The organism is Micromonospora sp. WMMD714 (genome assembly GCF_029581315.1).
GTDB classification, from domain to species: Bacteria; Actinomycetota; Actinomycetes; order Mycobacteriales; family Micromonosporaceae; genus Micromonospora; species Micromonospora rifamycinica.
In genome coordinates, this window is sequence record NZ_CP120744.1 from 5,724,274 (window position 1) to 5,736,606 (window position 12,333).

General features: G+C 76.0%; 15 protein-coding genes. 4 read left to right on the forward strand and 11 right to left on the reverse strand.

What is annotated here, in order from left to right; translation table 11 throughout:
- Positions 1–7: 7 nt before the first annotated feature.
- From O7625_RS24465 to O7625_RS24475, 3 genes are read left to right on the forward strand one after another with little or no spacing between them, the layout of a single operon-like run.
- The gene (locus O7625_RS24465; RefSeq protein ID WP_282341866.1) at positions 8–1,087 is read left to right on the forward strand and encodes a hypothetical protein; all 1,080 of its coding nucleotides are present in this window, start codon (positions 8–10) and stop codon (positions 1,085–1,087) included.
- Positions 1,080–3,764, forward strand: a complete 2,685-nt coding sequence (locus tag O7625_RS24470; RefSeq protein WP_282341868.1) for an FtsK/SpoIIIE domain-containing protein — start codon at positions 1,080–1,082, stop codon at positions 3,762–3,764. Before O7625_RS24465 ends, O7625_RS24470 begins: the two co-directional genes overlap by 8 nt.
- The gene (locus O7625_RS24475; protein ID WP_282341870.1) at positions 3,761–4,420 is read left to right on the forward strand and encodes a hypothetical protein; all 660 of its coding nucleotides are present in this window, start codon (positions 3,761–3,763) and stop codon (positions 4,418–4,420) included. The genes O7625_RS24470 and O7625_RS24475 overlap by 4 nt, the downstream gene beginning before the upstream one ends.
- Before the next feature lie 39 nt (positions 4,421–4,459).
- On the opposite strand, the gene O7625_RS24480 is transcribed toward O7625_RS24475, so the two are convergent.
- From O7625_RS24480 to O7625_RS24525, 10 genes are all read right to left on the reverse strand, one after another.
- On the reverse strand, positions 4,460–5,731 hold the full coding sequence (locus tag O7625_RS24480; protein WP_282341871.1) for a cupin domain-containing protein: 1,272 nt from the start codon (positions 5,729–5,731) through the stop codon (positions 4,460–4,462).
- A gap of 8 nt (positions 5,732–5,739) precedes the next feature.
- Entirely contained in the window at positions 5,740–6,045 is a 306-nt protein-coding gene (locus tag O7625_RS24485) for a hypothetical protein (protein ID WP_282265679.1), read from the reverse strand.
- Positions 6,046–6,193: 148 nt separating this feature from the next.
- Positions 6,194–6,622 carry a DUF2267 domain-containing protein gene (locus tag O7625_RS24490; protein ID WP_282341873.1) on the reverse strand — a complete coding sequence of 143 codons (429 nt, stop codon included), beginning with the start codon at positions 6,620–6,622 and terminating at the stop codon, positions 6,194–6,196.
- A 5-nt stretch (positions 6,623–6,627) separates the two neighbouring features.
- Positions 6,628–6,819, reverse strand: coding sequence for a hypothetical protein (locus O7625_RS24495; RefSeq protein WP_067314404.1), 192 nt, complete (start codon positions 6,817–6,819; stop codon positions 6,628–6,630).
- A gap of 278 nt (positions 6,820–7,097) precedes the next feature.
- Complete coding sequence (locus tag O7625_RS24500; RefSeq protein ID WP_067314378.1) at positions 7,098–7,496, reverse strand: TraR/DksA C4-type zinc finger protein; 399 nt, start codon at positions 7,494–7,496, stop codon at positions 7,098–7,100.
- A 125-nt stretch (positions 7,497–7,621) separates the two neighbouring features.
- Positions 7,622–8,278, reverse strand: a complete 657-nt coding sequence (locus O7625_RS24505) for a uridine kinase (RefSeq protein ID WP_282341877.1) — start codon at positions 8,276–8,278, stop codon at positions 7,622–7,624.
- A gap of 69 nt (positions 8,279–8,347) precedes the next feature.
- The gene (locus tag O7625_RS24510; RefSeq protein WP_282341879.1) at positions 8,348–8,965 is read right to left on the reverse strand and encodes a winged helix-turn-helix domain-containing protein; all 618 of its coding nucleotides are present in this window, start codon (positions 8,963–8,965) and stop codon (positions 8,348–8,350) included.
- A gap of 283 nt (positions 8,966–9,248) precedes the next feature.
- Positions 9,249–9,746 (reverse strand): winged helix-turn-helix domain-containing protein, encoded by a 498-nt coding sequence (locus O7625_RS24515; RefSeq protein ID WP_282347075.1) that lies wholly within the window; start codon positions 9,744–9,746, stop codon positions 9,249–9,251.
- Between the two features lie 137 nt (positions 9,747–9,883).
- Complete coding sequence (locus tag O7625_RS24520; protein WP_282341880.1) at positions 9,884–10,375, reverse strand: rhodanese-like domain-containing protein; 492 nt, start codon at positions 10,373–10,375, stop codon at positions 9,884–9,886.
- 56 nt (positions 10,376–10,431) lie between these two features.
- Complete coding sequence (locus tag O7625_RS24525; RefSeq protein WP_282341881.1) at positions 10,432–10,884, reverse strand: cysteine dioxygenase family protein; 453 nt, start codon at positions 10,882–10,884, stop codon at positions 10,432–10,434.
- A 169-nt stretch (positions 10,885–11,053) separates the two neighbouring features.
- Here O7625_RS24525 and O7625_RS24530 point away from each other — a divergent pair, with 169 nt between their 5' ends.
- Positions 11,054–11,446 carry an ankyrin repeat domain-containing protein gene (locus tag O7625_RS24530; RefSeq protein WP_282341883.1) on the forward strand — a complete coding sequence of 131 codons (393 nt, stop codon included), beginning with the start codon at positions 11,054–11,056 and terminating at the stop codon, positions 11,444–11,446.
- Positions 11,447–11,529: 83 nt separating this feature from the next.
- Here O7625_RS24530 and O7625_RS24535 read toward each other — a convergent pair whose 3' ends face one another.
- Positions 11,530–12,309: a class I SAM-dependent methyltransferase gene (locus O7625_RS24535; RefSeq protein WP_282347076.1), complete on the reverse strand. Its 780-nt coding sequence runs from the start codon at positions 12,307–12,309 to the stop codon at positions 11,530–11,532.
- Positions 12,310–12,333: the final 24 nt, after the last annotated feature.

Sequence of the window (12,333 nt, forward strand, 5' to 3'; positions counted from 1 at the left end):
GGCCGCCGTGTCGATCGTCGAGGACGTCGGAGCCCAGGTACGGGCCGCCGCCGAGGAGTTCCCGCTCGCCCAGCTCGCCCTGGCGCTGGAGAAGTTCGGCCAGGCCACCGAGCGGCTGCGCTGGGTACGCCAGGAGTCGGCCAACCCGATGGGGGTGCCGGAACTCGCCGCCGCCACCGAGCACGCCGAGTCGGCCGGGCACGCGCTGCGGGTCGCCCAGGAACAGCTCACCGGCTACCTGGCCGCGATCGGGCTGGCCCCCGACGGCCCACCCCCGCCCCGGGCCACCGGCCCCGCACCGAGGCACGACGGGCCGCGCGGCGAGGCCGACCCACCGCCGGCCGCCCCGCCCCCGGCCACCGAGGAGGACCCCACCGTCAAGCGCTGGTGGGCGGTCCGGGTGGCCGAGCTGACCGGTGGCCGGGAGGGTCCGCCGGAGCAGCCCGACGAGCGGGTCGCCGACTCGCGGGAGCTGCTGCGCCGGGTGGTCACCGGCATCCGCTCCGGCGACCGGGACCGGCTGCACCGGGAGCTGCGCGCCGCCCACGCCGACGTCGGCCTCGGCCTCGCCGCCATCGCCCCGCCGCTGCTGCGGGACCTCGCCGGCGAGCTGCTCGGGCATCCGCCCCGCGCCGACGACCTGCCCCGGCTGCGCCGGGAACTCGACGGCCGGGTCCGCGACCTGCTGCCCGGCCTGCCACCACCGGTGCTGGAAACGCTGCTCACCCGGGTCTGCCGGATGCCCCCGCCGCGTCGGGTCGAGGGGGACGGCGAACAGCCGCACGCCGCCGATCCCGCCGTCACCGCGGGGGTGCTGACCGGCGTGCTGCTGGACCGGCTCGGCCGCGACCTGCCCCGCGACGAGCCCGACCCGTCGCGGCAGCAGCCCGAGCGGGCAGCGGAACCCGACCGGTCCCGGCCGCGTCCGCCGGCCGAACGTCACCCCGAGCCGCGCCCACCGCGTCGGCCCGAGCCGGCCCCGCAACGCCGGCCCGCGCCGAGCCCGCCGCCGGGAGCGGGTCCGCCTCCCGGATTCCCCGCGCCGGGCCGCAGGAGTCCGTGGGCGGACGGCAGGCCCCATGGCTGACCTGCGTGCCCAGCTGGCGGCGCGGGTGCGGGGGATGCTCTCCGAGGCGCTCGGTGTCACCCGTGCCCGGCTCGCCTCGGCCGAGTCGGAGCTGACCGTCGCCCGGGACCGGCTGACCCGGGTCCGGCGGGCCGCCGCGACGGTGCCGCAGCGGGTGGGCGCCGAACGCGACAGACGGCTCGCCGAGATCGACCGCCGGCACGCCGCGCGGCTCGCCGAGCTGGCCCACCGGGCCACCGAGGCGGCCCGCCGGGAGGCCCCCGGCGCGGCCTCCGCCGCCTGGTCGCCGTGGCGGCCCACCCCGGCCGGCCGCGGCGAGACCCCCGGTCCACTGCGGATCGGCACCCTGCGGGTGCCCGGCGCGGAACCCGTCCCGGCGCTGGTGCCGCTGCTCGACACCGGCCACGTGCAGCTGCACGGCGACGACCGGGAGGGCGCCGACGCGGTGGTGTCGGCACTGCTGCTGCGCGGGGTCGGCCGGGCCGACCCGGGAGCCGTCCGGCTCTACGGCTACGACCCCGAGCACCTCGGCGGCGGGCTGGCCGGCTTCGCCCCGCTCGGCACCGCCGGGCTGCTCACCTTCGTCGGTCCGGGCGGCCTGGCCCGCCTCCTCGACGACCTGGTCGAGCAGATCCGCCGGATCAACGAGACGGTCCTCGCGGGCGAGTACGGCTCCCTGCGCGCCCTGGCCGTGGCGACCGGCCGGCGACCCGAACCGTGGCGGGTGGCGGTGCTGCTCGGGGGCGACGAGCTGTCCCGGCACGAACGCGGCCAGCTCGACCGGGTGGTCCGTACCGGGGTGGCCTGCGGGGTGCACCTGGTGGTCCGGGGCATCGACCTGCCGGACGACCCGAGCCTCACCCGGATCGTCGCCGGGCCGGGCGAGGCCCGCATCGGCACCCCACCCGGTCCCCCGGTACGCCTCGACCCGCCGCCACCGGCCACCCTGGTCACCGAGACCTGCCGGGAGGTCGCCGCCCGGGTCAATGCCGGCCCGCCCCCGACCCCCTTCACCGACCTGCTCCCACCGCCGGAGCAGATGTGGAAGGAGGACTCGGCGCACGGGCTGACCGCGCCGATCGGCGAGGGGCCGCACGGCCGTCCGGTGCTGCTGAACCTCGGCGACTACCCCCCGCACGCCCTGATCGGCGGGCCGTCGGGGACCGGCAAGACCAACCTCATCTTCGCCTGGATCGGCGCGCTGGCCGCCCGCTACTCCCCCGCCGAGCTGGAGTTCTATCTGCTCGACTTCAAGGAGGGGGTGTCCTTCGCCCGGTTCGCCCAGGGCCGCCGCGACCCGAGCTGGCTGCCGCACATGCGACTGGTCGGGATCAACGTGAACACCGACCGGGAGTTCGGCCTGGCCCTGCTGCGCTTCCTCGCCGAGGAGCTGCGCCGCCGGGCCGACGCGGCCAAGAAGCACGAGGTCACCAAGCTGGCCGAGCTGCGGGCGGTGGATCCGACCGGGCACTGGCCCCGAATCGTCGCGGTGGTCGACGAGTTCCAGGCGCTGCTCGCCGGCCGGGACGTGGTCGCCCGGGAGGCCGCCGACCTGCTGGAGGACCTGGCCCGCCGGGGCCGCTCGCAGGGCATCCACCTGGTACTCGCCTCGCAGGACGTCCGGGGCATCGAGGCGCTGTGGGGGCGGCCCGCCCTGGTCGCCCAGTTCACCCTGCGGATCGCGCTGCCCAAGGCGCTGCGCATCCTCGCCGAACGCAACGACGCCGCGCAGGCGCTGCCCCGGCACCACGCGGTGGTCAACGCCGAGTCGGGGATGACCGAGGGCAACCAGGTGGCCCGGATCCCGTCGGCCAGCGACTGGGAGACCTGGAGCGAGCTGCAGCACCGGTTGTGGCGGATGCGGCCCGCCGACGCCGCCCCGGCGCGGCTCTTCGACGGCGACGCGATCCCCCGGCTCGCCGAGGCCCCCGACTTCCGGGCGCTCACCCCGCCCGGGGACGACCTCCCGCCGCGCGGGCCGGTCGCCGTACTCGGGGAGATCATCGACGTGCAGTCCCGGTCGGCGGCGCTGCGGTTGCCCCGGGCGCCCGGGCGCAACCTCGCGGTCCTGGGAACCCGGGTCGACGAGGCGTGCGCGGTGCTCGACGCCGCCGCCCGCTCGCTGGCCCGGCAGCACCGCCCCGGCAGCGCCCGGTTCTCCATCGCCTGCCTCGACCCGGACGCCGACCCGGCGGCCCGCGCCCTCTACGAGGACCTCGCCGACGACGCCGCCTGGTACGACGAGGAGACCGTCGCCGAGCTGATGGCCGAGACGGCGACCGCGCTGACCCGACCGGGCACCCCGTCCACCCCGCACTACCTGCTGCTGTTCGCCGTGGACGCGGCGGCCGGGGCGTTGGCCACCGGTTCGCCCGGAGCCACCGGCCTGGACCGGTTGCGCCGGATCCTGCACGACGGGCCGGAGCGGCGTACCCATGTGCTGGCCTGGTGGCGGGGGGTGGCCCGGATGCGGGCGGACCTGGGCGGGCCGGCCGCCCGGACCGACCAGATCGGCGCCTGGGTGGCCCTGGACGTGCAGGGCGGCGAGCTGGGCTCGGCGCTCTACCCCGGCTCCGGCGGCCCGGACTGGTACCCGCGTCCGTGGCGCGGGCTGTTCTTCGACCGGGCGGTGCACCGCACCGGACAGGTGATCATCCCCTATGGTCCGTCCCGATGAACGAACCGGTCGCCAGTGACACCTACGCCGCCCACGTCCGCCGGCTCGCCGAGCTGACCGGTCGGGTGGCCGCCCAGCGGGCCGAGGCGCAGGCCTGGCACGACCAGCAGTGCGTGGCCGCCGAGCGGGCCGTGCAGCAGGCGGTCACCCAGCTCCACGACGCCGAGCAGGAGGTGACCGACGCCCGGTCGATGCTGGAACGGGTCGACACCGAGGTCGGTCATCTCTGGGCCGAGCTGCGGTCCCGGTTGGGCACCCGTCGGCTCGGCGACCCGCCGGGGCCGGCGCGGGACGTCACCGGCGACCCGGTGCCGCTGCTGCACGGGGTACGCGAACTGCTCGACCGCACCGGCCAGCGGGGTGAGCTGCCGGGGTCGATGAACCCGCTGCTCGCCCTCTGCGGGGTGGCCGGGGCGGTCGTCGCGTACGTCCTCGGGGCCGCCGCCCGCGCGGTCGGCCAGCGGTACGGCGGTGACCTGGCGGTGGGGATGCCGGTGCTGGCGCTGGTGGTCACGCTGCTCGGCCCGGTGGCCGGGCTGGCACCGGCGAAACGGCTGGCCGACCGGCGGCACGCCCTGCTCGGCCCCCGCCCGCTGGCGATCGTCCTGGCCGCCGGGGTGCTGACCACGGTGCTGCTGCTGGTGTCGACCCGCTGAGGTGTCCCGGCGCGGCGACCCGTGTCGGGACGGCCCGGCTCACGCCGGGACGGCGACCGCCTCCCGCAGCAGCCGGCGGGCCAGCACCAGCCGGTCGGCGTCGTCGTCGAGGCCGGGCAGCTCCCCCACCCGGACGCCGGTGCCGGTGAGCACCGCCCGCAGGGCCGGCGCGCACTGGGCGGGCAGGGTGACGGTGCGGTCGGTCAACCGCAGCGCCACCCGGCCGTCGGCGGTGGGGGTGAGCTGCCACCGCAGGCCGTCGCGGGGGGCGATCGTGCTGTCCGCCGTGAGCATGTCGAGCGCGGCGGCCTGGGCGAGCGGCCGGATCGGGGCCGGTCGGGCGGCCGGCCAGGCCCGGTCCCGCAGCCGGGCCGCGACCACGGCCGGATCGGCCGACAGCAGCCAGTCGCGCAGCGCCTCCACCGTCTCGGCGAGCTCCGGCTCGATGGCGTCCGGGTCGGCGACGTCGGTGCCGAAGGGCAGCCCGGCCCGCAGCCGGGGATCCTCGGCGGCCAGCGCCAGCAGCTCCTCGACCAGGGCGTACCGGGTCAACGCGCGGATGCCGACGGTCAGGTGCAGCGAGCGGGACTCCTGGGCCTGGGCGCTGTGCAGCCAGCCACGCGGCAGGTAGAGCGCGTCGCCCGGTTCGAGGACCACGTCGAGCGCGGCCGGCCCGTCGGCGGTGGCGGACACCTCGTCGGCCCGGCCGCCCCAGGGCTGCTTCTCCAGCGGGTCGGTGAGCACCGGCGGGTGGATCCGCCAGTGCTTGCGGCCGTCGACCTGGAGCACGAAGACGTCATGGGTGTCGTAGTGGGTGGCGAAACCCTGACTACCCGGCGGGGTGAGGTAGGCGTTGACCTGCAACGGCTGGGTCAGGGCGGTGCCCAGGTCCCGGGTGAAGTCGATCAGGGCGGGCCAGAGCCGGTGCAGCCCCTGGAGCACCAGCGTCGCCCCGGCGGCGTACAGCTCCAGGATGCGCTCGTCGCGGACCTGGTCGCCGATCTCCGCCCCCGCCCCGCCGCCGCCGGTGAACCGGGCCGCCGGCACCAACTGGCCGTCCTTGGCCACCCGCAGGAACGGGGTACGCAGACCGCGTCGGCTGAGCAACTCGTCGGCGTCCTCGGGGCTGAGCAGGTCGGTGAACCCGTCGGCGTTGGGCAGTTCGGCGGCCCGTGACAGCAGCGGCGCGCGGCCCCAGTGGGCGGCGGCGAACTTCTCCGGTTCGAGGCTCACGCAGCGGGCCAGGGCCGACGCCGCAGCCGGCGGGACCGCCGGGCGACCGTGGCCGCCCGGCGGGTCGATGATCGCCATGGTGTCGGTCAGCGGGCGCTGCCGTCGGCGCCGCCGTCGTGCTGACCCGGGGTCGCCCCGCCATCGGCCGGACCCTCCGCGCTGCCGTCCGCGCCACCGTCATGCTGACCCGGGGTCGCCCCGCCGTCCGCCGGACCCTCCGCGCTGCCGTCCGCGCCACCGTCATGCTGACCCGGGGTCGCCCCGCCATCGGCCGGACCCTCCGCGCTGCCGTCCGCGCCACCGTCATGCTGACCCGGGGTCGCCCCGCCATCGGCCGGACCCTCGACGCCGCCGCCGCTGGTGGTCTGAATGTCGTCGTCGTTCAGTGCCATGGGTGCTCCCTCGGATGTGCTGCCCCGCCGTGGGGCGGGGTCTGTCGTGTGCGGTTGGTACCCCCGACACGATCTTCTCTAACCCCACCGTAGTCGGCCCGTCCGACACACGGACCCGGATCGTCGGGACGGATGGGCACGGGTCCGGTCAGGGAATCAGCCGTTGCAGGTCCCGCGGCATGCCGGACTTGACGTCCTGCCATTCACCCTGGGTGACGTGCCGGCGCAGGGTGTCCAGCACCACCTGGGCAACCCGCTCCGGGCCGCCCTCCACGTCGTAGGGAAATCCCTGGCGGATCTCGTAGAGGAAGTCGTCCCGGTTCAGCTTGACCGGCACGTTCTCGGGCTGCCAGCCGTCGAAGTAGATGCCCCGCACCAGCATCGGCAGCTGCGCGGCGAACTCCGCGCACTCCGTCACGGTCATCCGGTCCCGCAGCAGGTGCAGCACCGTCCGCAGGGCCGCGTACGACTGGTTGCGCTGTGCCCGGGGCCAGCCGTACGCCTGCTCGATGTCCTTGAGGATCAGGTTGGTCTTGTCCACCGAGGACTCGACCGCCGAGATCAGCTGCTCTGCCACCGCGGTCACCCCCCGGCCTTCGGATCGCCGTCCCACCGCCGGTCCTCGGCGCGTCGGGGCGGCCCCGACGGTCCCCGCCCCTGCCGGGCCGGGCTGCCGGGGCGGCCGGGCCGCTCCGGTCGACGACTGTCCCCGCCCGTACCGACGACGTGCAGCACCGCGCCGCGCCGCGGATCCGCCACCACCCGTACCGCCATCTCGGTCACCCCCGTGCCTGTCCTCGGTGTCCGGCCGGAGGACCCGGCCGGCGTCTGTCCCGGCCCGAACGACCCGGCCGGCGTCTGTCCCGGCCGGACGGTCCGACCGGCACCACCCATGCTGCGCTCCGGCAGGGTGAGCCGTCCTCACCCTGCCGGGGTGAACCGGCCGGCGACCGGTGTCGGACTCGGGCGGGATGCGGTGCCGGTCCCGGTCCCACCCACGGGACGGCCGGCACCGGTTCGGGGCGGTCCGGTGCCGGCGGGCAGCGACCGGCTCAGGCGGCCCGCCGCTCCCGGTGCTGCTTGCAGGCCACGCAGGAGGTGGCCGCAGGGAAGATCTCCAGCCGCTCCACCGGGATCGGCGACGTGCAGCCCTCGCAGAAGCCGTAGGTCCCCTCGTCCAACCGGGTCAGCGCGTGCTCGAACTGGGCCCGACGGTCGAGGATGGCACGCAGCAGGGACTGCGCGGTGTCCCGCTCGGCGGTCTTGGTGCCGCTGTCGGCCTGGTCGTCGCCGGCGGTGTCGCCGACCTCCACCAGCCGCAGCACCTGGCTCTGCGCGACCGTGTGCTCGTACTCGGCGGAAAGCTCGTCGTAGCGGGTCCGCAGGGCGATCCGGATCCGGTCGGCCTCCGCCTCGGTACGTGCGGTGCCGACACTGTCGTGGACGAGCATCGCTGCCTGCCTTTCCTTAGGCCGGGCGCGCGGGGACCGGCCCCGGACGCGGACGGCACGGCGAGATCATCCGTGCCCTGTGAGCCGGGCGATTACCCAACGTCGCAGCCCGGTAAACCATCGGTTCATCCGAGCAGGTCACCGGGGTCGTCGCGGTGCACCAGAGCCGGGTGGCGGGGGTCGTCGGCCCGGACCACCACGTCGGCGAAGGAGGCCGGGGCGACCTCGTCGGCGTACCGGGCGAACGCCGGCAGGGTCCACCGCTGCGCCGGGTCGGTGCGGCGGGCCAGCGCGCCCGCAGAGAGATGCAGGTGCACGGAGACGTCGAAGGGCAGTCCCCCGCCGAGCAGCAGCGCGCCGCTGACCAGCAGCACCGTGCCCGGCAGCAGATCCTGGTAGGCCGCCCGGCTGGCCCGGTCGGTCCCGGTGTCCCAGAGCGAGGGCAGTACCCGGCCGCTGCCGCCGGGGCCGGCGGGGTCGAGCACCTCCCGGCGTAGTCCGGCCTCGTCCGTCCACCCCTCGTAGTAGGCGTCCGGGTTGGTCCGGCCGAACTCGAAGCGGACGGAGGCGGGCCGGAGGAAGTCCCCGGCGCGCAGGTGCAGCGCCGGGTGGCCACCGGCGCGCAGCGGGTCGACCAGGGCTTCGGCGAGCCGGTCGGGGGCGGCGGCGGGTGCCCCGTCGACGGCGACCCGCAGGTGGGCGGGGCAGCGGGTCGCGGCGTTACGGAGCCGTTCGGTCAGCTCGGCGACGAGCCGGTCGGGCGAGATCGGGCGGACACGCATCCGACCATGGTGCCCCGCCGGACGGCGGCCGGTCCGGGTGCCCAGGTCGGCCGGGCCCGACGCCCCGGGTCAGCCGGTGCGGTCGACGGTGACCCGGGCCTCGTCGGCGAGCCGGTAGCCCACCCCGTAGACCGTGGTCACCAACGGGACGTCCACGCCGACCTTGCCGCGTAGCCGGCGGACGTGCACGTCCACCGTGCGTACCCCGGCGTGCTCGTACCCCCAGACCGCGTTGAGTAGTTGCAGCCGAGTGAACACCCGCCGGGGGTGGGCCACCAGATGGAGCAGCAGGTCGAACTCCAGCCGGGTCAGCGGCAGCGGTTCGCCGTCACGCAGCACCGAACGGGACGAGGCCAGGATGTGCAGCATCGGGATGGTGGCCGCGAGGGCGCGGGCCGGGGGGCGCCCGGCAGGGGCCTGGTCGGGCCGCCGTTCGGCGGGAACGCCGGTGGTGGTGATGGTGGTGATGGTGCCCTCGCCACGTTCCAGCATCTCCCGGGCCGCCTCCAGCAGCCGGCGGGCCGGCGCGGTGAGCGACTCCTCGCTGGCCAGCGGGATGGACAGGGTGACGGTGAGGACGGGCGTGGTGGCGTGGGCGGGACGCCGCTGGCCGCCGGGGGGTCGACCGGGAACCGAGGGCTGGGACGTATGCCATCCGGCGCGCGAGGATGCAGGGCTGACCGACATGGTCCTCCTTGGGGCTGGTCCGGAATCTCCCCACGGCCCGGGACGCCGCTGCATCGATGCTTCCCGGCCCCTGGACGGGGGTCAAGGGGCGACCGCGTTGCATGAATGTGACAATCGACGAACAGTTAGCAGCCGGTCCCTCGCTCTGCGTACGAGCCAGATGATTACAGCAGAAGCGCCGAACTGCCCGGATACGGGGGTGCCCGCCCGGTCCACGACGGCCGACACGACGCGACGCACCCGCTCGGACGAGTCGGGTGCGTCGCGTCGGCGCGTGCGATGGTCAGTGAAACCGCTCGACCCGCACCCTCGCGTCGTCGGCGAGCCGGTAACCCACCCCGTACACGGTGGTCACCAGGGGTGCGTCCGCCCCGAGCTTGGCGCGCAGCCGGCGCACGTGCACGTCCACGGTGCGGACGACGGCGTGCTCGTACCCCCAGACGCTGGCGAGCAGTTGGAGCCGGGTGAAGACCCGGTGCGGGTGCTCGGCGAGGAAGAGCAGCAGGTCGAACTCGATGCGGGTGAGCGGGATCTCCCGGTCGCCGTGGCGGACCACCCGGGTGCCGGCCAGAATCCGCAGGGTCTCGCCGTCGGCCTGGGCCGGCTCTCCACCGGTCGGCGTCGGGCGCGGAGCCGGCACCGACGACAGCAGACGCGGCGCGGCCGGCTCGCTGAACCGGACCACCCCCTCCCCCGTCTCGGCCAGCTCGCCGAGCAGGTCGACCAGGCGGGCCAGCCGGGGCGTCAGGGGGCCGGCGGCCAGGTCGAGGGTGATGGTCAGCGACGGCGTGGACCGGGGCCGGCCCGGCGCCACCCGGTCGGGGCGGCCCGGCGGATGCGGACGCGCGGTGAGGGTGACGAGGGACATGGGAGCCTCCTGTGTACGGTGCGTCCGCCAGGCCCGGTGGGGCGCGACGGTCAGTGCGGCGTCCGGCCGGCGGTCACCGGCGGCGCGAGGGGCGGGGTACGGTGCGACAGCGCCGGCCCCAGGGCGGGCAGGCCGGCCAGCCGCCAGGCGACGAAGCCGCCGACCACGTCGGTGGCCCGGTGCAGGCCGATGTCCTGCAGGGCGGCGGCGGCCAGCGACGAGGTGTAACCCTCCTGGCAGATCACCAGCACCGGCAGGTCGTAGTCGACCGCCTCGGTCAACCGGGCCGGACAGCGCGGGTCGAGCCGCCATTCCAGGACGTTGCGTTCGATCGCCCGCGCGCCCGGCACGGTGCCGTGGGCGGCGCGCTGGGCGGCCGGTCGGATGTCGACCATCAGTGCCCCGCCCCGGTGGGCCAGGTGCGCCTGCTCGGGATCGAGCCGGCGCAGCCGGGTCCGGGCCTCGGCGAGAATCTCGTCGATGCCGCGCGAACCCGGTGGCGGGGCCGGACAGCTCTCGGTGGGGATGGTGTGCAACGGCATCGTCGCGGTCCTTCCAGGGGCGAGCCGACGGGTGGGGGGAACGGGAACGGGCGGGGTCACCAGGAGACGCCGGCCCGGGCGATCTCGGCGGCCCGGAGCCGGCCGTCGACGAGGTGGTACCGGGTCATGTGCCGCAGCGCCGGCAGGTAGACGTGCACGCTGACCGCGGGCTGGTCACCCCGGTTGGCCACCTGGTGCACGTGCCGGGGGCCGAACCGGCGGCCGGTGCCGGCGGCGAGGCGGTGCGGGCGCAGCCGGCCACCGGAGACGGTCTGCTCGGTCAGCTCGCCGGCCACCACCAGGAAGGCACCGGAGGAGCCGCCGTGGTCGTGCAGGTCGGTGCCCTGGCCGGGCAGCCAGCTCAGCGCCCAGACCTCGTGCTCGCCGGTCGAGGCGAGCAGGGCGTACCAGCGCTCGGCGCGGTCGAATCGCAGCGGCACCGACCAGGTGGTCGGGTCGGCGTACCGGCCGGCGACGGTGAGCAGGTCGATGGTGCGGATGCTGGTCATGGTTACTCCCGTGTGACGCGTCTCCGGGACACTCTAAACGCCAAAGCCTATAGGTTTAGTAGGTAATACCGGATACTGGGATCCAGGATGCGTCCACGACGAGTCCCCATCACGGCCGGCACCGTCGGTCCGCGCCGCCCACCCGCACCCCGGCCTCTAGGCTGGACCGGTGACCGAGGATCTCGACGCCGAGACACTGGCCTTCGCCCACCGGATGTTCGACCTGGCCCGCGCGGGCGAGGCCGGGGAACTCGGCGACCACGTGGATGCCGGGCTGCCGGTGAACATGACCAACGCCAAGGGCGACACCCTGCTCATCCTGGCCGCCTACCACGCCCGCCCGGAGACCGTCGCGGCGCTGCTGGCCCGGGGCGCGGACCACCGCCGGGTCAACGACCGGGGGCAGACCGCGCTCGCCGCGGCGGTCTTCCGACGCGACACCGAGACGGTACGGGCGCTGCTCGACGCCGGCGCCGACCCCGACCACGGCACCCCGTCCGCGGTGGAGACGGCCCGCTTCTTCGACCTGCCGGACATGCTCACCCTGCTCGCCCGCGACTGACCCCCCACCGGCCCGGAGCGGTCACCCCGTCGGGCGTGACCCGTCGCCGGCCCCGCCGCCCCGGACGGGCTACCCGGGGCCGCTCAGGCCGACCCGACGTCCCCCGGTGCCGGCCGGACCGCCTCGATCAGGAAACGGCGGGAACGGGCGACGAACGCGCCCTCGGCCCGGATCCGCGCGTGCAGCCGTTCGAGCTGCGGGCGGTACCGGTCCACGTCGAAGTCCGGCACGGTCCAGACCACCTTGCGCAGGAACCAGACCACCGCGCCGACGTCGTGGAACACCGCCCGCAGGGTGGCCCGTTCCAGGCGTACCACGTCGAGGCCGGCGGTCCGGGCGGCGGCGACCGCCTGGGCGGTGTGCCGGGTGGCCGGCGGCGGCAACGGCCCCAGCACCGCCTCGCTCAGCTCCCGCATGGTGCCCGCGCCGATCTGCTGGGACAGGTAGCGTCCCCCGGGCCGCAGCACCCGGGCGATCTCCGCCCAGTCGGTGTCCACCGGGTGCCGGCTGGTCACCAGGTCGAAGCCGGCGTCCCGGAAGGGCAGCCGGGAGCGGGGGGCGACCTGGACCACCCGGCCGCCGACCCGACGCAACGTCCGCCGGGCGACCGCGACGTTCGGCGGCCACGCCTCGGTGGCGACCAGCAGCGGCGGCGGCTGCGGTACCTCGGCGAGCACCTCGCCCCCACCGGTGTCGATGTCCAACGCCGCGGCGACCGTCGCCATCCGGTCGGCGACCTGGCGGACATAGCCCCACGGTGGACGTTCCTCGGTGGCCCGGCCGTCCAGCCAGTCGAACCCCCAGCCGTCCACCGGCGCGGCCGTCGCCTCGGCGATCAACTCGGCACAGCTCCGCTCGACCATCCGCCCACCCTGCGGCACCGGGGC